Annotated in this window: 24 protein-coding genes; 13 read left to right on the plus strand and 11 right to left on the minus strand. The window is 74.2% G+C overall.

Translation table 11 applies throughout. The features are described 5' to 3' along the window. Nucleotides 1–76: 76 nt before the first annotated feature. Complete coding sequence (locus OP18_RS60380) at nucleotides 77–1465, minus strand: GNAT family N-acetyltransferase (protein WP_245635297.1); 1389 nt, start codon at nucleotides 1463–1465, stop codon at nucleotides 77–79. A 66-nt stretch (nucleotides 1466–1531) separates the two neighbouring features. Then, on the minus strand, nucleotides 1532–2203 hold the full coding sequence (locus OP18_RS56895; RefSeq protein ID WP_156089359.1) for a hypothetical protein: 672 nt from the start codon (nucleotides 2201–2203) through the stop codon (nucleotides 1532–1534). Nucleotides 2204–2253: 50 nt separating this feature from the next. Between OP18_RS56895 and OP18_RS08210 the strand changes: the two genes are divergently transcribed. Both OP18_RS08210 and OP18_RS08215 read left to right on the plus strand, forming a co-directional pair. Continuing rightward, complete coding sequence (locus tag OP18_RS08210; RefSeq protein WP_033358155.1) at nucleotides 2254–2868, plus strand: O-methyltransferase; 615 nt, start codon at nucleotides 2254–2256, stop codon at nucleotides 2866–2868. Further along, nucleotides 2865–3284 carry an ASCH domain-containing protein gene (locus OP18_RS08215; RefSeq protein ID WP_033358156.1) on the plus strand — a complete coding sequence of 140 codons (420 nt, stop codon included), beginning with the start codon at nucleotides 2865–2867 and terminating at the stop codon, nucleotides 3282–3284. Before OP18_RS08210 ends, OP18_RS08215 begins: the two co-directional genes overlap by 4 nt. A 2-nt stretch (nucleotides 3285–3286) precedes the next feature. Here the strand turns inward: OP18_RS08215 and OP18_RS08220 are convergent, their stop codons facing one another. Beyond that, nucleotides 3287–3877: an HIT family protein gene (locus OP18_RS08220; RefSeq protein WP_081970565.1), complete on the minus strand. Its 591-nt coding sequence runs from the start codon at nucleotides 3875–3877 to the stop codon at nucleotides 3287–3289. A 27-nt stretch (nucleotides 3878–3904) separates the two neighbouring features. On the opposite strand from OP18_RS08220, the gene OP18_RS08225 reads away from it, so the two are divergent. Further along, on the plus strand, nucleotides 3905–4099 hold the full coding sequence (locus OP18_RS08225; RefSeq protein ID WP_156089360.1) for a hypothetical protein: 195 nt from the start codon (nucleotides 3905–3907) through the stop codon (nucleotides 4097–4099). Nucleotides 4100–4218: 119 nt separating this feature from the next. Here OP18_RS08225 and OP18_RS08230 read toward each other — a convergent pair whose 3' ends face one another. From OP18_RS08230 to OP18_RS08240, 3 genes are all read right to left on the minus strand, one after another. Then, nucleotides 4219–4587, minus strand: a complete 369-nt coding sequence (locus OP18_RS08230) for a YciI family protein (protein WP_033358158.1) — start codon at nucleotides 4585–4587, stop codon at nucleotides 4219–4221. A gap of 144 nt (nucleotides 4588–4731) precedes the next feature. Continuing rightward, nucleotides 4732–5358, minus strand: a complete 627-nt coding sequence (locus tag OP18_RS08235) for a dihydrofolate reductase family protein (protein ID WP_033358159.1) — start codon at nucleotides 5356–5358, stop codon at nucleotides 4732–4734. 172 nt (nucleotides 5359–5530) lie between these two features. Then, nucleotides 5531–6652, minus strand: a complete 1122-nt coding sequence (locus OP18_RS08240) for an FAD-dependent oxidoreductase (RefSeq protein WP_033358261.1) — start codon at nucleotides 6650–6652, stop codon at nucleotides 5531–5533. A 29-nt stretch (nucleotides 6653–6681) separates the two neighbouring features. On the opposite strand from OP18_RS08240, the gene OP18_RS08245 reads away from it, so the two are divergent. Together OP18_RS08245 and OP18_RS08250 are read left to right on the plus strand one after the other, a co-directional pair. Then, nucleotides 6682–7407 (plus strand): TetR/AcrR family transcriptional regulator, encoded by a 726-nt coding sequence (locus tag OP18_RS08245; protein ID WP_033358160.1) that lies wholly within the window; start codon nucleotides 6682–6684, stop codon nucleotides 7405–7407. A gap of 11 nt (nucleotides 7408–7418) precedes the next feature. Next, nucleotides 7419–7880, plus strand: a complete 462-nt coding sequence (locus OP18_RS08250; RefSeq protein ID WP_033358262.1) for a tetratricopeptide repeat protein — start codon at nucleotides 7419–7421, stop codon at nucleotides 7878–7880. Between the two features lie 13 nt (nucleotides 7881–7893). Here the strand turns inward: OP18_RS08250 and OP18_RS08255 are convergent, their stop codons facing one another. The 3 genes from OP18_RS08255 to OP18_RS62470 form a co-directional block, all read right to left on the minus strand. Continuing rightward, complete coding sequence (locus OP18_RS08255) at nucleotides 7894–10155, minus strand: tetratricopeptide repeat protein (RefSeq protein WP_033358161.1); 2262 nt, start codon at nucleotides 10153–10155, stop codon at nucleotides 7894–7896. A gap of 63 nt (nucleotides 10156–10218) precedes the next feature. Next, the gene (locus OP18_RS52160; protein WP_156089361.1) at nucleotides 10219–10605 is read right to left on the minus strand and encodes a hypothetical protein; all 387 of its coding nucleotides are present in this window, start codon (nucleotides 10603–10605) and stop codon (nucleotides 10219–10221) included. Between the two features lie 11 nt (nucleotides 10606–10616). Further along, nucleotides 10617–10892 (minus strand): nitronate monooxygenase, encoded by a 276-nt coding sequence (locus OP18_RS62470; protein ID WP_033358162.1) that lies wholly within the window; start codon nucleotides 10890–10892, stop codon nucleotides 10617–10619. A 95-nt stretch (nucleotides 10893–10987) separates the two neighbouring features. Between OP18_RS62470 and OP18_RS08270 the strand changes: the two genes are divergently transcribed. Beyond that, nucleotides 10988–11503 carry a P-loop nucleotide/nucleoside kinase family protein gene (locus OP18_RS08270; protein ID WP_033358163.1) on the plus strand — a complete coding sequence of 172 codons (516 nt, stop codon included), beginning with the start codon at nucleotides 10988–10990 and terminating at the stop codon, nucleotides 11501–11503. 97 nt (nucleotides 11504–11600) lie between these two features. Then, on the plus strand, nucleotides 11601–11822 hold the full coding sequence (locus tag OP18_RS08275; protein WP_033358164.1) for a hypothetical protein: 222 nt from the start codon (nucleotides 11601–11603) through the stop codon (nucleotides 11820–11822). A gap of 20 nt (nucleotides 11823–11842) precedes the next feature. Here OP18_RS08275 and OP18_RS08280 read toward each other — a convergent pair whose 3' ends face one another. Continuing rightward, entirely contained in the window at nucleotides 11843–12832 is a 990-nt protein-coding gene (locus tag OP18_RS08280; RefSeq protein WP_156089362.1) for a hypothetical protein, read from the minus strand. 162 nt (nucleotides 12833–12994) lie between these two features. On the opposite strand from OP18_RS08280, the gene OP18_RS08285 reads away from it, so the two are divergent. Next, a complete protein-coding gene (locus OP18_RS08285) occupies nucleotides 12995–13867 on the plus strand; it encodes a hypothetical protein (RefSeq protein WP_156089363.1) in 873 nt (290 codons plus the stop codon). Here OP18_RS08285 and OP18_RS08290 read toward each other — a convergent pair. After that, the gene (locus tag OP18_RS08290) at nucleotides 13861–14589 is read right to left on the minus strand and encodes a DUF4184 family protein (protein WP_052386382.1); all 729 of its coding nucleotides are present in this window, start codon (nucleotides 14587–14589) and stop codon (nucleotides 13861–13863) included. The genes OP18_RS08285 and OP18_RS08290 overlap by 7 nt on opposite strands. A 157-nt stretch (nucleotides 14590–14746) precedes the next feature. Between OP18_RS08290 and OP18_RS08295 the strand changes: the two genes are divergently transcribed. From OP18_RS08295 to OP18_RS08315, 5 genes are all read left to right on the plus strand, one after another. After that, nucleotides 14747–15340 carry a sigma-70 family RNA polymerase sigma factor gene (locus OP18_RS08295; RefSeq protein ID WP_245635298.1) on the plus strand — a complete coding sequence of 198 codons (594 nt, stop codon included), beginning with the start codon at nucleotides 14747–14749 and terminating at the stop codon, nucleotides 15338–15340. Beyond that, complete coding sequence (locus OP18_RS08300) at nucleotides 15324–16406, plus strand: hypothetical protein (protein WP_033358167.1); 1083 nt, start codon at nucleotides 15324–15326, stop codon at nucleotides 16404–16406. The genes OP18_RS08295 and OP18_RS08300 overlap by 17 nt, the downstream gene beginning before the upstream one ends. Then, nucleotides 16403–17374, plus strand: a complete 972-nt coding sequence (locus tag OP18_RS08305) for an ABC transporter ATP-binding protein (RefSeq protein ID WP_245635299.1) — start codon at nucleotides 16403–16405, stop codon at nucleotides 17372–17374. The genes OP18_RS08300 and OP18_RS08305 overlap by 4 nt, the downstream gene beginning before the upstream one ends. Continuing rightward, entirely contained in the window at nucleotides 17371–18210 is an 840-nt protein-coding gene (locus OP18_RS08310) for an ABC transporter permease (RefSeq protein WP_033358168.1), read from the plus strand. The genes OP18_RS08305 and OP18_RS08310 overlap by 4 nt, the downstream gene beginning before the upstream one ends. 153 nt (nucleotides 18211–18363) lie before the next feature. Then, on the plus strand, nucleotides 18364–20637 hold the full coding sequence (locus tag OP18_RS08315) for an ATP-binding cassette domain-containing protein (protein WP_052386384.1): 2274 nt from the start codon (nucleotides 18364–18366) through the stop codon (nucleotides 20635–20637). Nucleotides 20638–20834 lie beyond the last annotated feature (197 nt).

A 20834-nucleotide genomic window follows, 5' to 3' on the forward strand; every position in this document is an offset into this window, starting at 1 on the left:
GCGCTGCGGGCCGCGTCGTGTCTGCCGCAGGTCAGCACCGCCCGAACACGAGCACCTCGACGGCCGCCTGCCACGGTCAGCGGACCAGCGCGAAGTCGGTGACCGCGGGCAGGCGACGGAAGCCGGCCGAGGCGTACGTCGCGACAGCGCCGGCGTTCGACGTGGGCGTGACGACGGTGGCGCTGGAGGCACCCATGTCCCGCAGCGTCGAGGCCGCGGCGAGGGTGATCGCGGTACCGTAGCCGCGACCGCGGTGGTCGCGATGGACGCCCACGGGCTCCAGGAGACCGGGACGGCCCTCCCCGGCCGACCAGACCGTGGCCGCCGCTACCGCGTTGTCCCGGTCGTCGTAGCCGACCAGGCAGCGGGCGTGCCGGTACGCCGGCGACCGCGACATCACGGTCCACCGGCCGGCGGTGAAGGTCGAGCGGTCGAAGGCCGCCCGCTGCACCGCGACCCGGTCAGCGACCCGCTCGTGGCCGACGGTCTCCACCCGCACCCGCGGCGTCTCGACAGGACTGCGGAGGTCCCGGACCAACGGCGTCCACGGCTCGTCATCGATCCAGCCGCGCCGGCGCAGCAGCGAACGGAAGACCGTGCCGAACCGGGCCTCGACGATCGGTTTGTCGCCCGTCAGGACGCCACGGGCCGGATCCTCGAGATCGCGCAGGAGGATTCGGGCGAGCCCCTCATCCTGATCCGCCGACGGGGCGACACCCATCCGGACCAGGGACCCTTCATCCAGCAACCCGATCGCCACGACGGTCCCGTTCGCGGTCCAGACCCGCAGCGCCCCGGCCAGCGCGGCCGGCCCGAACCGCCACTGCCACCCGAGGTCCCCCGGATGCAACTGGACCGGCAGCCCGTCCCGCTGCCAGGACCCCAGCTCCGACAGGACCTCCCCGAGCGCACGAGCATGCGGCGTCGTCAGATCGACATGCATGTGATGATCCAACCCCATCGCCGCCCGCACCGCGCACCCGACGAACTGCTGCCGGTACGCGACGCCGCGGTCCCACTGATCGACGGCCACCCACAGGCTGAACGCCGCCGCCCAGCGCAGGCCGTAGTGGCGCTGCGTGCTGGGAATGCCGCCGGTCCCGAGGTCCTGTGCGAAACAGTCCTGCGCCGGGGTGGGTTCGTCGAAGGCAAGACCTGCGGGGAACGCGACCCGCAGGTACGGCGCGAACGAGAAGTCGCGCAGCTCGACGGCGGCGAGGGCGGCCTCCAGCAGGCGCCGGAAGTCGTCCACCCGCTGACAGACCGCGGTGATCAGCGCATCGTGCGGCGTGCCCGGATGCGGCCAGCGGTCGGGCGGCGTGCGGCACGCATGGTCAAACGCGCGCGGGTGCTCGGCAGCACGGATCAGCCGGGCGAGGACCGCCTCGTCGACCACCAGCGAGGCCCACACCCGCTCCCCGGGCCGAGCGTCGCTCATCGCCGCGACGAGTGCCCGCAGATCCACCGGCCCATTGTGCCGCGACGGCGCGCAGTCGCACTGCGCTGTCGCGATCGACTCCACCCAGTTCCACTACGTCGCACTCGACTGGCAGCCCAGCTCGGTGACCGGTACGTCGACGGCGGGCCGGTCCGCGTCGGTCGCGTGGCCGCGGATGGCGGCGTCCAGGAGCCCTTCGGTGTCCCAGGTGTCGCCGGACGCTTCGGCCGCGGCAAGGAACGTGGCCTCGACCGGGCGCAGCCGCGTGATGGGCGCGTCGAGCGGGAACCGGGCCACGAACCGCGCGCCGGACGGGCCGACCAGCAGGACCGCCAGGGGTGGGTCGCCGTTGAGGGGCAGGTCGGGGTACACGTCGCCGCCCCAGTGCAGGACCGGTGAGTCGGCGGTGGCGAAGCGGGCCGCGCCGGCGAGCATGAGCAGGTCGGTCTGGGTGCCGTAGGTGTCGCCGTGGTAGTCGTACAGGTAGACCTCCAGGGCGCCGTCGTGGTGGCGGGCGACGGTCACGCCCCGGGTGGCGCGGGTCGCCAGCCGCTGGAGCGGGGTGCCGGCGCGGGCCTCGCGGATGCCGGCGGCCGCGGCGGGGGAGCCGGCGAGCCCGGTCAGGTCCCAGTCGGTGCCGGCGCCGTCGGCCGCCCAGCCGGTCCACATCGCGGCCGGGTTGGCGATGGCGTCCGGTCCGGGCAGGGGTGTGCGCAGCCACGTGTCGAAGCCGGCCCGCGGCATCGGGATCCGGGCCGCTACCATGTACGAGCGACCACCCACGAGCGACCTCCGGCGATGCGACCATGTGCGGCATGACAGTACGAGGGACGCCCGCATACGACCAAACCGCCGTGCCGGCGCCCGTCGCCGCCGCGGTGGCCGCCGCCCGCCGGACCGGGTTCGCCAACTCGTGCGGGCCGGAGCACGGGGAGCTGCTGCGCCTGCTGGCCCGTGGGGTCGGCGCCGGGACGATCGGCGAAACCGGCACCGGCTGCGGCGTGGGGCTGGCGTGGCTCGCCGCCGGCGCGGACCCCGGTGCGCGGCTGGTCAGCGTCGAGCGCGACCCGGACCGGGCCGCCGTGGCCGCGGAGGTGTTCGCCGCCGACCCGCGCGTCACGGTCGTCGCCGCCGACTGGCGTGACCTGCTCGCGCACGGGCCGTTCGACCTGCTGGTCCTCGACGGCGGCGGGCACGGCAAGCACGACGGGGAGCCCATCGACGTCGAGGTGTGGCTGCGGCCGGGTGGTCTGCTGGTCATCGACGACTTCACGCCGTCCCGCGGGTGGCCTCCCGTGTACGACGGCCGCCCCGACCTCGCCCGCCTGCACTGGCTGCGGCATCCGGCCCTGCTGGCCACGGAGCTGCCGGTGACGCCGTCGTCGGTGAGCCTCGTCGGCCGGTACCCGGGCCGTAAGGTGGCGGGGTGAACGCCGAGGAACTGCCCGAGTTCCACTTCGCCTGGCCGGGCCCGCTGCGCGACGCGCTCGTCGCCGCCGTGCTGGACGGTACGAAAACCACGACGACGGCCCTGGTCCAGGACTACGCGCTCGACGGTGACCCGCTGCCGGCCGTGGGGGACCGGGCCGCGGTCGTCGACTCCGCCGGGCGGCGGGTCGCGGTCATCGAGCTGACCCGCGTCCGCGTGTGCGGCCTCGGCGAGGTCGACGTCGCCCACGCCCGCGACGAGGGCGAGGGCCACGACACCGTCGCCGCCTGGCGGGCCGGGCACGAGAAGTTCTGGCACGGCGAGCAGTACCGGGGCTGGCTGGGCGACCCGGAGTACACGGTCGACGACGACACCCCCGCGGTGCTGCAACGGTTCCGGGTCGTCGAGCGGCGCTGAGGTCAGTAGGCCGTGCCGCCGTCCTCGGCGAGCGCGGCGGCCACCTCGGACAGCACCGCCCGCCACTGGGCCTCGTCCTGCTTGGGCAGCACGTCGTCCCACAGCGGCAGGCAGCTGCCCCGCAGCTGGGTCAGCCCGGCGGGCCGGCCCATGAACCACAGGTGCAGGTGCCGCGCCCCGTCGCCGATCTTCGAGGCGTGCACCCGGCCGATCCCGCCGACCGACATGATCGCCCGCTCGACCCGCTGCAGCATCGGCCCGATCTCGGCGGCCCGGGCCGCGGGCAGGTCGCCGAGGTCGTGGTGGCCGATCGGGCACAGCAGCACCACCACCGGCACCGCGGTCGGGCCGCCCGAGTGCCGCAGCATCCAGTGCTCGTCGGCCCACACCGCCCGGCGCAGGCCGTCCTCGCAGATGAAGCAGCCGTCCGGGCCGTCCTCGCCGTTGCGCGGCGGCTCCGGCAGCGCCGGCTGGTCGAGCGACTTCACCCGCAGGTCACCGTCGAACGGGAATGTGTCCCACCCGGGGATGCCGCCCTCGAACGGGACGGACGGCCCACCGACGGGCAGGTGCGTGAGGAAGCGATCGGTCATGGCGACGATCATGCCAGGATGACCGCCATGGATCTGACCCGTCGCGTCATCGTCGCCCTGGACTTCGACACCGAGCAGGAGGCCTGCGCGGTCGTGGAGCGTCTCGGTGACCGCGGGCGGGCGTACAAGATCGGGCCGCAGCTGCTGACCACGCCCGGCCGGGGCACCCCGTGGACGCGCTGCGCGCCGGGGCCTCGCACGTCGTCATCGGCCGCGCCCTGACGCGGGCCCCGGACCCCGCGGCGGTCTCGACGCCATCGCCGCGGAACTGCGCGCCTGAGCCGTCCCGCCGCAGTCCCGTCCGGGGCCGGACGTCACCGCCGCCCGGTCCCGGGGCACCCTCAGCCGTTCGCCGCGCTCAACATCCCGTCGAGCTCCGGGTCGGCCATGAGCTCCCGCACCTCCTGCGCGCAGCGGCAGGCAGCGGCGATCCTGGCGGCCCACGCCACCGCCTCGGCCCGCGAGGCGACGTCGACGACGACGAGCCCGCCGATCACCTCCTTGGTCTCCGGGTACGGGCCGTCGGTGACCATCCCGTCGGTGCCCACGACGGTCGCCGTCTGGCGCTGGAGCCCACCCCCGAACACGAACACCCCGGCGTCCACGATCTCCCGGATCACCGCGTGCGCCGCCTTGCCCACCTCGGGCAGCTCCTCGCCGGTGATGTGGTCCATCGCGCCGTCATCGAACGAGATCAAGTACCGGGTCATCCCACGACTCCCTTGCGTCCCCGGCGGCCCCCTCCGGCCGCCTGTCACCTGTGCTACGAACGGCTCGCCCCAGATCCGACGCTATGCCAGAAATCTTCGCCGCGGGATTTGGGGTCCAGCGCCCGGAGGTGTCCCGCGGGCAGGTCAGGACGCCGCGGGGGCGTACTGCGGGCGGCCGGCGGGGCGGTACACCTGGATCGTCACGCCCTTCGAGTCGACGCGGGAGTCGAGCAGTTGGAGGGCGAGGTCAGGGCCGGTGGCCGGGAACAGCCGGGCGCCCTGGCCGAGCACCACGGGGACGACCAGCAGGGTCAGCTCGTCGACCAGGCCGCGCTCCAGCAGCCAGCGGATCAGGGTGCCGCTGCCGTGCACCTGCAGCTCGCCGCCCGGCGCGGCCTTCAGCTGCGCGATCGCGGCCGCCAGGTCGCCGGCCAGGACGTCGGTGCCCGACCACGCCGGGTCGGTGAGGGTGGTGGACGCCACGTACTTGGGGCGCGCGTTCAACGCCCGCATGACGGGCTCCCAGCCGGGGACGTCCCGCTCCGCCAGGGACCCCCACGAGCGGGCGAACAGCTCGTAGGTCCGCCGGCCGAACAGGAACGCGTCGGCGCGCTGGTAGGTGTCATTGATGTACGCCCTGGTGTCCTGGTCGCCCTTGCCGAGGGCCCACCCGCCGCGCACGAACCCGTCGCGGCGGTCCTCCTCCGACGCGCCGCCGTTGCCCTGCATCACGCCGTCGATGGTCAGCTGGGTCATCGTGGTCAGCTTCATGGTGGCGGTTCCTTCACATCCGGTGCCGCCCCGAGCGGGTGGCCTCGCCCCTGCTACGAACGCCACCGCCCCGATCCGACACCGGCCGGCGAACTTCTCCGATGCACGCGTCCACCCACGAGGCGGGTTCGTCCTCGCCGGAGCACACCGGGACGCAACCCCGGCGGCCGGTTCAGTCGGCGGCCGCCGGTGCGGCGGGGCGGGTGAAGAAGCGGACGATGTCTTCCGCGGCGGTGGGGGACAGCATCATCGCCTGGATCCGGGCGGACATCTCCGCGATCGGGTGGATCCTGGTGAACATCGCCGTCTCGTACGACCGGATCGCCGCGTCCGGGTCGTGCGGGTCGGCGGCGAGCCGGGCGGCCAGCTCCGCGGCGTCGAGCATGGCCTGGTTGGCGCCCTCGCCGACCGGTGCCATGAGGTGCGCGGCGTCGCCGATGAGGGTGACGCCCGGCCGGCCGGGCCAGCGCGCGCCGGCGGGCGTCGCCGCGATCAGGCGCGGCGCGGGGTCGCCGTCGCCGGCGTCGATGAGGGCGGTCAGCCGCGGGTCCCAGCCGTCGAACAGCTCCAGCAGGGCGCGCTTGCTGCGGTACGTGTCGACCGGGCGGTCCGGCGCGCGCAGTGAGACGCCGACGCGCAGACTGCCGTCGCCGAGGCGCTGCGCGGCCAGGATCTGGTTCGCGCCGACGCACCACAGGTTGCCCGGGCCGACGAGGTCGGCGATCGTCGGGTGGCGGCGGTCGACGTCGCCGATGCTCAGCTCCACCAGCGTGGCCACGTACGACGGCTGGACGTCGGTCAGCAGCGCCCGGACGACCGACCGCGCGCCGTCGGCGCCGATGAGGACGTCGCAGCCGGTCCGGTGGCCGCCGTCGAACGTCAGCTCCCAGCCGCCGCCGGCCCCGGGGGCCGCCTCGGCGAGCCGGTGGCCCCACCGCACCGTGCCGCCGGGGAGCGCGTCGAGCAGCAGGTCACGCAGCGCGCGACGGTCGATCTCCGGGCGTCCGGCGAACGAGCCGGGTCGCGGCTCATGGTGCACCAGCACCCGCCCGGCCGGGTCGAGGATGCGGTGCTCCTCGCCCTCGGGCCGCGCCTGCTCCTGGAACCGGACGGTGAGACCCGCGTCGGCGAGGGCTTGCTGCCCGGACTCGGGGTGCAGGTCGAGCGAGCCGCCCTGCGGCCGGGCGGACCGGTGGGCCTCCCGCTCGTACACGACCGCGTCGATGCCGTGCCGGTGCAGGATCCGTGCGAGGGTCAGCCCGCCCAGGCCGCCCCCGGCGATCGCGATGCGCATGCCCACTCCGTTAGCGTACGATGTACCTCATGGATACACCGTACGGTAGCGGACCGCTCCCCGTTTGGGAACGGCCCGAGCCGCAGCCCCGGGCGGCGCCGGTGCCGTTGAGCCGGGAGAAGATCGCCGCCACGGCGATCCGGCTCGCCGACGCGCACGGCCTGGACGGGCTGTCGGTCCGCGGGATCGCCAAGGAGCTCGGCGTCGGACCGATGCGGCTGTACGACTACGTGACCAACCGCTCCGAGCTGCTGGACCTGATGGTCGACGTCGTCTACGCCCGCATCGCCGGATCCGCCCGGGACGCCGGGTGGCGGGCCACCGTCCTCGCGGTCGCGCACGCCACCCGGGCCGCGGCCCTGGACCACGAATGGTTCGCCGACCTGCTCGGCGGTCGGCCGCACCTGGGCCCGCACGCGCTCGCCGTGGGCGAGGCGACCGCGGCGGCGCTGAGCCAGGCCCCCGGCATCCGCGGCATCGAGGACCTCCAGCGCGCTCTCGGCGCGCTCAACGCGTTCATCGTCGGCGCGATCCGCCGGGAGGTCACCGAGCGGCGCACCGCCCGCGCCACCGGCACCGACGAGGCCGCCTGGCAGGCCAGCCACGGCCCGTACCTCACCCGCATGCTGGACACCGGCAGGTATCCCACCGTCGCCCGGCTCGTCCACGACGGCGCCCACCTCGACGCCGGGGAGACCTTCGCGCACAACCTGACCACCGTCCTGGACGGCATCACCGCCGGTCCCCACGCGTGAAGGAGCCGTCGATGACCACCGACCCGGTGATGGCCCGCATCGGCGAGGCGGTGCAGCTGCACCACGGTCAGGGGCGGCGCGAGGCGGCCCGCGAGCTGTTCGCGCAGGTCTGGCAGGAGATCGGCGGGGAGCACGGCGACCCGCTGCACGTCTGCGTGCTCGCGCACTCGATGGCCGACGTGCAGGACGACGTCCGTGAGGAGCTGCGCTGGGACCGGCGGGCACTCGCGGCGGCCGGCCTGCTCACCGACGACCGGGTCGCGCGCGCCGGCGTGCCGCTGTCCGTGGCCGGCCTCTACCCGTCGCTGCACCTCAACCTCGCCGACTGCTACCACCGGCTCGGCGACCCCGCCCGCGCCCGGGAGCACATCGAGCACGCCCGCGCCGGGATCGGCGCCCTCGGCGACGACGCGTACGGGCAGCTGATCAGGGACGGTCTGGAGCGGCTGACGCGGCAACTGGCGCCCGGGTGAGCGCACGGCCGGACTACCGCGACCGCAGCAGCGTCACGGTCTCCGCGGTCGCCGGGTGGTCCGGTCCGAGGTAGCGGATCTGGTCGTCGGCCAGGGCCCGCAGCACCCGTTGTGCCTCGCGCCGGCGGCCCTGACCGAGCAGCGCCCGGCCCAGCCAGTACCGGGGACGCGTGTCGAGCGTCTCGGGATGCCCGGCGCCCAGCACCCGACGCCGGTCTGCGACGAGCCGCTGCAGCTCCTCCTCCGCGGCGGCGAAACGGCCGCACAGCACGTACAGCTCGGCGAGCGAATGCCGGGCGTCCAGCGACTCGGCGTGGTCGGCGCCGAGCACCCGCTCCCGGGCGGCGATGACCCCGGTGTAGCGTCGCTCGGCCTCGTCCGGCCGCCCGCACCGCCCGATGGCCCAGGCCAGGCAGCACCGGGTGTGCAGGGTGTCGGCGTGCTCCTCGCCGAGCGCGGCGACCCGCGCGAGCTGCACCGCCTGCAGCAGGGACTCCGCGGCCCGCCAGTCACCGAGCCGCCCGGTGGCCCAGGCGAGCTTGTGCCGGGTGTCGAGCGTGTCGGGATGCCCGGCGCCCAGACCGCTGGTCCGCGCCTGGCACACCTGCGAGAGTTCGGCGTGGGCCTCCGCCCACCGGCCGAGCCGCCCGACCGCCCACGCCCGCTCGTGCCGCAGCGCCAGCAGCGCCTCGTGCGTCGCGCCGAGCCGGTCGGCGTGCGGCAGCGCCCGCACCGCGAGCGCCTCGGCGTCCGCGTCGTGTCCACGCCACGTGTCGGCGGCGACCACCCGGCTGACCGTCGTGATCAGGGTCGCCAGGTCCTCGTCGGTGAGCGTACCGGCGGACCGCAGCAGCTCCTCGACGTGCGGCGCGAACAGCCCGAACCAGGCCCAGTGGGCGTTGTCGTCGAACCGCAGGGCCGCGACGGCCGCGGCCACGAGCGCGACGGCGACACCGGCGGGCGCGGAGCGGCCGGGCGAACCGACCCGGTTCGTCTCGGCCACGACCGGGTGCAGCATGAACAGCCGGCTGCGGTCGGGCGCGACGGCCGCCACGGCAGTGATCAGGCTCTGGTCGGCGAGGCCTTCGAGGTTGCGTTGCACCACCCGGCGTACGTGCAGCGCGTCGCGCCCGGCCGCGCCGTCGCCGCCGAGCAGCGCCCGGACGGGGTCCGCGTGCAGCAGTGTCTCCGGCACCGGCACACCCGGGGCGAAGTGCGACAGCACCTGCAGCAGCGGCCGGCCGTACGGCAGTCCGTGTCCCTCCAGCGCGCTCACCGACATCTGCCACGTCAGCATGACGTTGGCGCGGTGCTCGACGGGCTCGCCGGCGGCCCCGGGCGCGGCGAGGACCCGATCGACGCCGAGCTCCCGCAGCGCGTCGCGGTAGCCGTCGAACGTGTGCCAGATCGGAAACGGCGAGTTGAGGTTGGCCCCGGCCAGGCGCAACGCCAGCGGCAGGCAACCCAGGTCACGGGCGAGCCGCTCGGCGGCCGCCCTGGCGCCGGCGTCGCGCGCCAGGTCCAGCAGCACCTGCGCCGAGTCGGCCGCGGCCAGCGGCCCGAGCTCGACCACGTCGGCGTCGCGCCCCCACAGCTGCCGGCGGCTCGTCCGGCTGGTGACCAGCACGAGCCCGCGGTCGGCGCAGCCGGCCACCCCCGACTGGATCAACCCGGCGGCGAGGCGCGGGTCGTCGAGGTTGTCGAACACCAGCAGCCACCGCTGGGGCGCCTGCCGCAGCAGCTCCCAGAGCCGCTCCACCGCGCGCGGCGCCCCGTTGCGGATCGCCGTCACCTGCACCTCGCCCAGACCGTGCGCCTCGGCCAGACTGACCAGACCGTCGACCAGGCCCGCCTGGTCCTGCGCGGCGATCCACCAGGCCGCCCGGCCCTCGCGTCGCGCGTACCACCGGCACACCCACGCGGCCAGGAACGACTTGCCCACGCCGCCCATCCCGGTCAGCACGTGCACCGCGCCGTCCGGCCGCCGCGCCGCGCGGGCCAGCCGCCGCAGCTCCCGGTCCCGGCCGCGGATCGCGGGGGTGCCGACGGGCGCCGGCGCCGACAGCGGGGCACCCGTGAACGTCGCGTCCCCACCGCCGGTCGCGGGCCGCCGCAGCGCCCCCGCGAGCAGCCCGGCCACGGCGATGCCGCCGCCGGCGACGCTTGCCCACTTGTCGGCCCGGTCCAGCCCCTCATGCACGAGAAACCCGGTCACGAGGGCGGCTACCAGCACGGCACCGGCGATCAGGCCGAACCGCCGCTGTGACGAACGCATGCGGACATTGTCCCGGACCGATGCCAATCCCGCGGCGCCGGTCGTTGCGCACCGCCGCGGGCCTCAGCGACCGCCGAGCCAGTGTGGTGGGGAACGTGTCCGCCAACCGCGTCGCAGGGCCGCTGCCATGCCCACCGCCGCGCAGTCCGCCGGGCCGAACACGTCGACGAGGGGCCGCATGTCGGGGCGGCGGCCGCGCCGCAGCGCGTACGCGTCCTCCCCGCCGGACCAGTCGCGCACCATGCCGGAGCTGTGCACGTCGCGCCGGGCGCCGTCGCAGCACAGCAGGATGCCCTCCGGTTCGAGCTGTTCGCGCAGCGCCAGCAGCGCCGCGGTCCAGTCGGCGCCGGCCGCCGTCCACCGCCGCCCGTCCGGTGCGCGCAGCATCAGGTCACCCTCGCCGCGCTCCAGCTCCCACTCGTAGGTGCCGCCGGGGGTCCGTACGCGCATCGGCCGGGTCGTCACCGCTCGCCGCCCAGCGCCCGGGTCAGGGCGTCCTCGGTCTGCGCGGCGAGGGTCTCCGCGGTCGCCTGGAACCGGGTGCCGATGACGGCCCCGGCCGCACCGAGCGCGAGGGCCGCCGCGACCCCACGCCCGTCGGCGCTGCCGCCCACGTCGAGCGCCCGCCTGGCCTCGTCGAGGTCGGTGAGGGCCCCGCCGGCCGACCCGCCCATCGGGGCCAGCACGACCGGGTGCCGCACCCCCAGCATCGTGGTGAACCGCGTCGTCAGTGCCATCGATCCATTCTCGCGTGCCGCCACGAACCTTCGCTGCCGTGTGGTACGCCGGACACCGGGACCCGCTCGGCTGAGCCGTGTGACAACCTGTCTGGGTGCTGATCGTGATGTGCGGCCTGCAGGGGACCGGCAAGAGCACCATCGCCGGCCAGGTGGCCCGGGAGCTGCCGGCGCCGGTGCTGCCCGTCGACCCGGTCGAGGTCGCGCTGTGGGCCGCCGGCATCGACCGGGAGCAGCCGACCGGGCTGGCCGCGTTCGTGGTCGTCGGCGCCCTGGCCGGCACCATGCTCAAGCTCGGCCAGACCGTCGTCGTCGACGCCGTCAACGACGCCGAGGTGGCCCGCCAGCAGTGGCGTGACCTCGCCGCCCGGCACGAGGTGCCGCTGCGCTTCGTCGAGGTCGTCTGCTCCGACCCGGCCCTGCACCGGCGGCGCCTCGAGGAGCGCCACGACAACGACCTCGCCGGCGCCGCCGCGCCGACCTGGGAGTCGGTCGAGGCGCGCCGCGCCGGGTTCGCGGGCTGGGACGACGACCGCCTCGTCGTGGACTCCGTCGACCCGGTCCCGGACAACGTGCGGCGGGTCGTCGCGTACGTCACCGGCAGGAGCTGACCGCCGCCCGCCCCGCTGGACCGTGGGTGGTACGGCTCGCCCGACGCGGCGGCCAATTCGCTGGCGCCCGGGGATCGCGGCGGGGCACGATGCGGGGATGAGCGCAGCGCCCGAGGGGTTCAGCTATCGCGTGCGCAAGAGCGGCGACGTCGAGCTGCTGCACCACGGCCGTCCCGCGGGTGTGCTGCGCGGGGCGGCCGCGACCAGGTTCCTCGTCGACATCGACACCACCGACCCGCAGCAGCTGATGGCCCGCCTCACCGGCAACTACAAGCACGGCAACGAACGCACCGCCAGGCGCCACCCGCGCAATCGTTGAGCCGTCGGCACCCGGCCCGACTACGAGTTGCCGGTCAACACCTTGCCGGTCACCGGGTCGGCCCGGTGCCACTTCCCGGCGTCCGGGCCGCTGAGCATCATGGTGTTGATCCCGCCGATGTAGAGCACCTGAAACGGGCCGCCGCCGCCGGTGACCTTGAACGGCTGGCCCTTGTCGTCGACCTTCACGACCACGGGCTTGTCGCCGTCCTGGACGGTCATCTCGAGCGTGAACTGGCAGTACCGGGTGCTCGCCATGGCGGCGATGTCGAAGGTGAACTGCTCGCCGAGTTTCAGCGACACGGTGTGCGACCCGAAATAGTCCTCGCCTTCCTTGTCGTTCTCCACGTATTTCGGGGCGGTCTGCGGTTTCTCCAGGTCGAAGATGAGCTTTGTCGTGCTCTCGCCGCCGCTGCCGGAGGTGGTGAACAGGGTGCCGGACAGCGCGGCGCCGCACTGCACGACCGGTCTGATGTCGACGATGCGGACCTGCCCGTCGCGGCGGCCCACGACAATGAACTGGAATTCGGTCTTACCCGGGTCGACCGCGTGCCGGTCCGCGAACCACGCCTCGTATTCCGGTGAGCTGATCCTCCTGGAGTTCAGGTCGTCCAGCTCCGCCGGTGTCAGCACTTTGGCATCCGCGAACACGTGCCCGTCGCCGGCGGTATAGGCGTGAACGCGCCGGGCCGGCGTGATTTTCACGGGATCGCCGGATTCCGCGGCGGTCGCCCCGTTCTGGACCACGACGGTCGGCGTCGCGCCCTGACCGCCCTTGTCGGGCCCGTCGTCCTGCGGCGGCACCACCAGTGCGATGATCACGCCCAGCACACCCGCGATACTGCCGACCCCTCCCCACCACGGGGCGGAGTGCCACGAGACGACCCTGCGCATGAATGACGGGCCGACCGCCGTTTCGTCATCGGCCGGCGGCGCCGTTTCCTCATCAGCCGGTGGCACCGGCGGCGTTTCTTCATCGGTTGGTGGCGTGTGCTCGTCGCTGTCGGACACCGCGCCAGTCTCGCACGCGCCGAACGGGCCGAATAGTGCGCTCGGCGCGCGACGAGGCCATCAATTTCCGCCCGTTCAGTCATCGACGGCACCATTATGCTCTGGTCGGCGATTTCCGGGTGACGGCGACGGGGGTTGATAATGAACCGACGTAGACGAATCATGCTCATCATACAGGCGGTCGTCATTATCGCCTCGCTCGTCACAATTACCGCTGTCGTGCGCAACCGGACATCAGGACCGGATTCCAGGTCGGCCGCGCCCACCGCCACCGCGGCCGCCGCCGCGGCGCCGTCACCGTTCGCGCCCGCCACGTCGCCGGCGGGCGCCGTCGATCCGGCCGCCACCGCCGCGCCGCGGACCTACGGCACGATCACCATCACCGACCAGGTGCTGACCGGCGATCCGCGCCTGCACATCGCGGTGCACTACCCGGCGGTCTCAGGACTGCCCGACGCCGCGCGCCAGGACCGGGTCAACGCGCAGCTGCGCGCCCCCGCCGACCGCGCCCTGTCCGGCTTCGCCGCCGACTTCGGCCAGTACCCACCTGAGGCCGGTGACAACGGCTTCGCCACCGTCGCCAACCACGTCGCCGCCACCGGCAAGCTGCTGTCGGTCCGCTTCGACACCAGTATGCGGTTCCCCGGCGCCCGCTCCGTCAACGGCGGCGTCACCGCCGTCACCGTCCGCCTCGACACCGGCGACCCGATCCCGGCCTCCGCCATGTTCACCCCTGCCGCCAAGGACGACACCGGCGCGAAGGTCCTGGCGCTCGCCCTCAGGAACCACTTCATGACCGCCGGCTGCGCCGACAACCCGGGCTTCGGCGACAAGGCCGTCGCCGAGAACATCGCCGACGCCCTGCGGGACAAGCCCGGCGCCGCCGTGCTGGTGGTCCCGAACGGCCTGTGGTTCAGCTTCGGCCCCGGCTCGATCGCCGCCGACGTCTGCGGCATCATCACCGGTCTGCTGCTGTTCACCGACCTCACCCAGTTCGTCGACCCGGCCCTGGTCGCGCTCGCCGGCGCCTACTGACCGCCACCGTCCGCCGTCGCCCGGCTGAACCGCCTGAGCCGCGCCCGCAGCCCGGCCACGGACACGGCGGCCGGCGCGGCGAGCAGCCCCGCGGCCACCGCGCACAGCAGCCGGGTCCCGGTGGTGTGGCCCAGCGCCGCGCCCGGCAGGAACGGCACCACCGCCGCCGCGCCGCCGGTGACGACCGCGCCGACCGTCCAGAACAGCGCCGGGCGGCGCCGCACCACCGGCGGGTCGCCGTGCCACGCGCGCAGCAGCCGCCGCCGGCCGATGACCGTGACGGTGCCGAGCAGCCCCGCGAAGCCCAGCACGTGCATCACGTACACCGACGGCGGCACCACCGTCTCGAGCCGGTCCAGCGCCAGGTGACTGGCCGCGCCCAGCAACGCCGAGGTCAGCACGACGACGGGGTGCGGCCGGTGCCGTCCCAGCGCCCCGTAGTCGGTGAGCGCGAACGGCCCGCCGGCCGGCAGGTGCGCGGCCACCACCGGCGTCACCCGTCGCACCAGCCACGCCGCCGCCAGGGTCACCGGCAGGCACCACAGCACGAGTCCCGCGACCTGATGCGACAGCGGCCAGACCGGCAGCCCCGAGCCGTCCAGCGTGTACGCGAGGTCCGGCGCCATCGCCCCGATGACCAGCGCGATCTCGTCGAACCAGCGGGGCCGCCACAGCTTCAGCGGCAGCACGGCGGCAGGGTGGGTCGGAAACGTCAGCGGCACGTCCGTGACGGTAGTGACACCCTGTGCGCACCCCGTGCCGCTGTTGTGGAGATTCCGCGTCGGCCGGCGCAACCAGCGCACCCGCGACGTGCAGGACGCGCACGGGATCATGGCAGGCGGGGTGTCACATCCAGGGCGGTGGCGGTGCTCTGTAGGTGTGGAACAGGATGTCAAGCTCGCAGGGGACGTCGTGGCGGTGGTGCCGGCCGCCGGGTGGCGACGGGTGGCCGGGCGGGCCGAACGGAAGGACGCCGTGGCTGTGCGTGCCGACCTCGAAGCGGTGTTCCGCGCCGCGTACCCCCGGGTCGTGGCGGTCGCCGCGCGGGTGCTCGGTTCACGGGACCAGGCCGAGGACGTGGCGCAGGAGGTGTTCCTGACGTTCGGGCGGTCGTCGGTACCGGCGGAGGAGGCCACCGGCTGGTTGTCCGTGGCCGCGGCACACACGGCGCTGAACCAGCTGCGGTCGGGGCGGCGGCGGGTGGCCCGGGAGGAGGCGGTCGGCGGCGGCGAGGCGGTCAGCCCCGACGTGGCCGACGCCGTGGTCGCCCTCGACGAGCGGCGGCGGGTGCGGGCCGCGCTGGCCCGGCTGCCCCGCCGGCAGGCGGTCGCCCTGGTGCTGCGGCACAGCGGCCTGAGCTACGCGGAGGTCGCCGCGGCCCTCGAACTTTCCCCCGGCAGCGTCGGCACGGTCGTGCGGCGCGCCGAGTCAGCCCTACGCAAGGAGTTGCACCGTCATGCGTCATCCGACTGACGGCACGCTGCGCCGGCTCGTGGACGAGCCGGCGGGGGTCGCCGACACCGATCGTGAGCACGTCGCCGGCTGCCCGGTGTGCCTGACCGGGCTGGACGCCGCGCGCCAGGACGCGGCGGCCGCCGGGGCGGCGCTGTGGCTGGACGCCGGGGACGTCGACGTCGACGCGGCCTGGCGGCGCCTGTCCGCCGCCGACGGCGCGCCGCGGCGCACCGTGCAGGTCGCCCCGCGCCGGCGGTGGCGGGTCGCGCTGCGCAGCCCGGTGGTCGCCGCCGTGGCCGCCGTCGCGCTGCTGACCGGGGCGACCGCCGCGGCCGCTACGGACTGGCTGGAGATCTTCCGGACCGACCGGATCGCCCCCGTCACCGTCACGCAGGCCGATCTGGTCGCGATGCCCGATCTGTCCGCGTACGGGGACCTCACCGTGACCAACGGTCCCGCGGTGCGTACCGTGGCCGACGCCGCGGCGGCGCAGGAGGCCACCGGCCTGACGGTGCCGCGGGTCGGCAAGCTGCCGCGCGGCGTGCGCGGGGAACCGACCTACAAGGTCGGCAACCGGGCCGACGCCGTGTTCACGTTCTCCGCGCGCAAGGCGGCGCAGACCGCCGCCGCGGCCGGCAAGGCGCTGCCGCCACCGCCCGCGGGGCTGGACGGCAGCCAGTTCCGGCTCAGCGCCGGGCCGGGCCTGGCCGCCATGTGGCCCGGTGGCAGCGGCGCGCCGGTGATGGCGGTCGCCCGGGTCGTCGCCCCGACCGCGTACTCCAACGGCGTCGCGTTCGACACGGCCCGCGACTACCTGCTGTCGCTGCCGGGCCTGCCCGAGCCGGTCGCGGCGCAACTGCGGGCGTTCTCCGGCAACGGCATGACCCTGCCGATGATCGTGCGGTCCGGGCAGAAGACGGCGTCGGCCGACGTCGGCGGCAGGCCCGCCACGGTCCTCACCACCCGCGACGGTGTCATGTCGGGCGTGGTGTGGGTCGACGACGGCGTCGTCACCGCGGTCGCCGGTGCGCTGAGCGCCGAGGAGGTCCTCGGCGTCGCCCGCGGGCTGCGGTGGGACCGGTGAGCGCCGGGGCACTGAGCGGCGGCGCGCCGTCGCCGGCCGAGCTGCCCGAGTCACCCGCCGTGTGGTGCTCCGGCCTGCGGAAACGGTACCGGCGGCAGACGGCCGTCGACGACGTCTCCTTCACCGTGCGGCGGGGCGAGGTGCTGGGCCTGCTCGGGCCGAACGGCGCCGGCAAGACCAGCACGATCAAGATCCTGCTGGGGCTGGTCCGGGCCGACGCGGGGGAGGTCCTGCTGCTCGGCCGGCCGGCCCGGGACCCGCTCGCCCGCGCCCGGGTCGGGTACCTGCCGGAGCTGTTCCGGTACCAGCCGTGGCTCACCGCCGCCGAGGTGCTGGCCCTGCACGTACGGCTGGCCGGCGCCACGGTGCCGGACCCGCAACGGCGTGAGTGCCTGGCCACGGTCGGGCTCGCCGACCGCGCCGGCGACCGGGTCGGCGGCTTCTCCAAGGGCATGCAGCAGCGGCTCGGGCTGGCGGTCGCGCTGGTCGCCCGCCCCGAGCTGGTCGTGCTGGACGAGCCGACCAGCGCCCTGGACCCGCTCGGCCGCGCCGACGTGCGGGACCTGCTGCTCGGCCTGAAGGAGCGCAACGTCGCGGTGCTGCTCAACTCGCACCTCATCGGCGAGGTCGAGCGGGTCTGCGACCGCGTCGTCATCCTCGACAAAGGGCGGGTCGCCGCCGCCGGTACCCTCGGTGAACTGCTCGGCGGCCGGGAGCTGCGGCTGCGGCTGGGCGGGGTGGGCGAGGCGGCCACGGCACGGCTGGCGTCGGCCGGCACGCTGCACCGCAGCGGCGACACGTTCACCGTCACGCTGCCCGCCGACCACGACGCCGACCTGGTGCCGCGGCTGGTCGCCGATCTCGTCGCGGCAGGTGTACGGGTGCACGCCGTCGAACCCTCCCGGGTCAGCCTGGAGCAGCGGCTGCTGGACATCCTGCGGGCGTCCTCGGAAGGGGCGACCCGATGACCGTGCTCACCGTCGCCGCGCTCACGCTGCAGGAGGCGTCGCGCCGGAGGGTGCTGCGCGCGCTCGCCGTCATGACCGTCGTGCTGCTCGGGCTGAGCGCGTGGGGGTTCTCCCGCATCGACGCCACGTTCGGCGGCATGACCAGCGGCGAGTCGCGCATCGCCGCCGCGACCGTGCTCAACCTGGTCATGTTCGGGCTGAGCCTGATCTCCGCGCTCGGCAGCGCGTTCCTGGCCGGGCCGACCGTCGCCGGCGAGATCGAGTCCGGCATCGCCCTGGCGATCCTGACCCGCCCGGTGCGCCGCTCCTCGGTGCTCGTCGGCAAGTGGCTGGGCCTCGTCGGGTTCGGCACCGGCTTCGTCGCCGTCGCCGGGCTCGCCCAGCTGCTCATCGTGCGCGTCACCGTCGGGTACTGGCCGCCGCAGCCGGTGACCGGCCTGGCCCTGCTCGCGGCCCAGGCGGTCGCGCTGCTGACCCTCGGCCTGCTGCTGTCCACGGTGATCTCGCCGATGGCCTCGGGCATCGTGTCCGTCGGCCTCTTCGGCGCCACCTGGATCGCCGGTGTCGTCGGCGCGGTCGGGCAGGCCCTCGGCAACCCGAGCCTGACCCAGGTCGGCACCGTGTCCAGGATGCTGCTGCCGACGGACGGGCTGTGGCGTGGCGCCATGCACGCCTTCCAGGACCCGACGCTGATCACCCAGTTCAGTGAGGCGTTCGAGGGGCACCCGTTCCTGAGCCAGACGGGTCTGACCGCCGCGTACGTCGCGTGGGCGGGCGTGTGGGTCGCCGTCGTGCTCGGCCTGGCGGCGGCCGCGTTCCACCGCCGGGACGTGTGAGGTGGTCCCGGACGGCTCTGCCGCGTCAGCGGTCGTCCCGGACGGCTCTGCCGCGTCAGCGGTCGTCCCGGACGGCTCTGCCGCGTCAGCGGTCGTCCCGGCGCAGCCGCTGGATCAGCGGAAATTGTCAGACCCCTCCTTTACAGTGGCCCGGTGCATGTCGCAGACAGTCATGACCTGATCAAGGTCCACGGGGCCCGTGAGAACAATCTGAAGGACGTGAGCGTCGACATCCCGAAGCGGCGCCTGACGGTGTTCACCGGGGTGTCTGGATCCGGCAAGAGCTCGCTCGTGTTCGGCACCATCGCGGCCGAGTCGCAGCGGCTCATCAACGAGACGTATAGCGCGTTCGTGCAGGGGTTCATGCCGAGCCAGTCGCGGCCGGACGTCGACCTGCTGGAAGGGCTGACCACGGCGATCATCGTCGACCAGGAGCGGATGGGGGCCAACTCGCGCTCCACGGTCGGCACGGCGACCGACGCCAACGCGATGCTGCGCATCGTGTTCAGCCGGCTCGGGGTGCCCAGCGCCGGGCCGTCGTTCCACTACAGCTTCAACGTGCCGGCCGGTGCGTGCCCGAAGTGCGAGGGCATGGGCACCGCCAACGACATCGACCTCGACGAGCTGTTTGACCGGGACAAGTCGCTCGCCGAGGGCGCCATCACCATCCCGGGTTACAGCGTCGACGGCTGGCTGGTGCGGATCTTCGCCGCGTCCGGGTTCGTCGACGCCGACAAGCCGATCCGTGACTACACCGAGCAGGAGCTGCACGACTTCCTGTACAAGGAGCCGGTGAAGGTCAAGGTCGAGAACATCAACATGACCTATGAGGGGCTCGTCCCCCGCGTGCAGAAGTCGTTCCTGCAGAAGGACAAGGAGGCGCTGCAGCCGCACATCCGCGCGTTCGTCGACCGGGCGGTCACGTTCACCGCGTGCCCCGAGTGCGGCGGCACCCGGCTCAACAAGGCGGCTCTGGAGTCCCGCATCGACGGCGTCAACATCGCAGACGCGTGCGCGATGCAGATCAGCGACCTCGCCGACTGGGTGCGCGGCATCAAGGACCCGGCGGTGGCCCCGCTGCTGGCCACGCTGCAGCAGACGCTGGACTCGTTCGTCGAGATCGGCCTGGGGTATCTGTCGCTGGACCGCCCGTCGGGCACGCTGTCCGGCGGCGAGGCGCAGCGCACCAAGATGATCCGGCACCTCGGGTCGAGCCTGACCGACGTGTCGTACATCTTCGACGAGCCGACGGTCGGGCTGCACCCGCACGACATCCAGCGGATGAACGGGCTGCTGGTCCGGCTGCGCGACAAGGGCAACACGGTCCTCGTCGTCGAGCACAAGCCGGAGACGATCGCGATCGCCGACCACGTGGTGGACCTCGGCCCGGGCGCGGGCGGTGCCGGCGGCACCGTCTGCTTCGAGGGCACCGTCGAAGGGCTGCGGGCCAGCGGCACGCTGACCGGCCGCCACCTGGACTACCGGGCGTCGCTCAAGACCGACCCGCGCACGCCGACCGGCACCCTGCCGATCCGCAACGCGACCCGGCACAACCTGCGCGACGTCAGCGTCGACGTGCCGCTCGGCGTGCTGTGCGTGGTGACCGGTGTGGCGGGCTCGGGCAAGAGCTCGCTCATCCACGGTTCGGTGCCGAAGGGCGCCGGGGTCGTCTCCGTCGACCAGACCGCGATCCGCGGCTCGCGGCGCAGCAACCCGGCCACCTACACCGGCCTGCTGGACCCGATCCGCACCGCGTTCGCCAAGGCCAACGGCGTGAAGCCGGCGCTGTTCAGCGCCAACTCGGCCGGCGCCTGCCCCAACTGCAACGGCAACGGCGTCATCTACACCGACCTGGCGATGATGGCCGGCGTCGCCACCGTCTGCGAGGAGTGCGAGGGCAAGCGGTTCCAGGCCGCCGTGCTGGAGTACAAGCTCGGCGGCAAGGACATCAGCGAGGTGCTCGCGATGTCGGTGACCGAGGCGGAGGCGTTCTTCGCCGCGGGCCACGCCAAGTCGCCGGGCGCGCACGCCATCCTGCACCGCATGGCCGACGTGGGCCTCGGCTACCTGACGCTCGGCCAGCCGCTCACCACGCTGTCCGGCGGCGAGCGGCAGCGGCTGAAACTGGCGATCCACATGGCCGAGAAGGGCGGCGTCTACGTGCTGGACGAGCCGACGACCGGCCTGCACCTCGCCGACGTGGAGCAGCTGCTCAAGCTCCTCGACCGCCTCGTCGACTCGGGCAAGTCGGTCATCGTCATCGAGCACCACCTGGCCGTGATGGCCCGCGCCGACTGGATCATCGATCTCGGCCCGGGCGCCGGCCACGACGGCGGCCGGCTGGTCTTCGAGGGCACCCCGGCGGCCCTGGTCGCCGCCCGTTCGACCCTCACCGGCGAGCACCTCGCCAAGTACGTGGAGGCCTGACGGACGGCCCATCCGCACCAGTGTCCTGTTTCGCCGGTCACGGCCGGGCGCGGCCGACGATCCGTCGGCGGTCCGCCGTGGCCGGTGGGACCGGTGCGGACCGGCGGTGATCGACGGGGCGTCGGCGTCCCGCTGTCCCGTCGGGGTGTCCGTCGTAGCACGCGGAAGGGCTCCGGCGCCGAGCGGCCATGCCGGGT

The sequence above is a fragment of the Dactylosporangium aurantiacum genome (assembly GCF_000716715.1).
GTDB classification, from domain to species: Bacteria; Actinomycetota; Actinomycetes; order Mycobacteriales; family Micromonosporaceae; genus Dactylosporangium; species Dactylosporangium aurantiacum.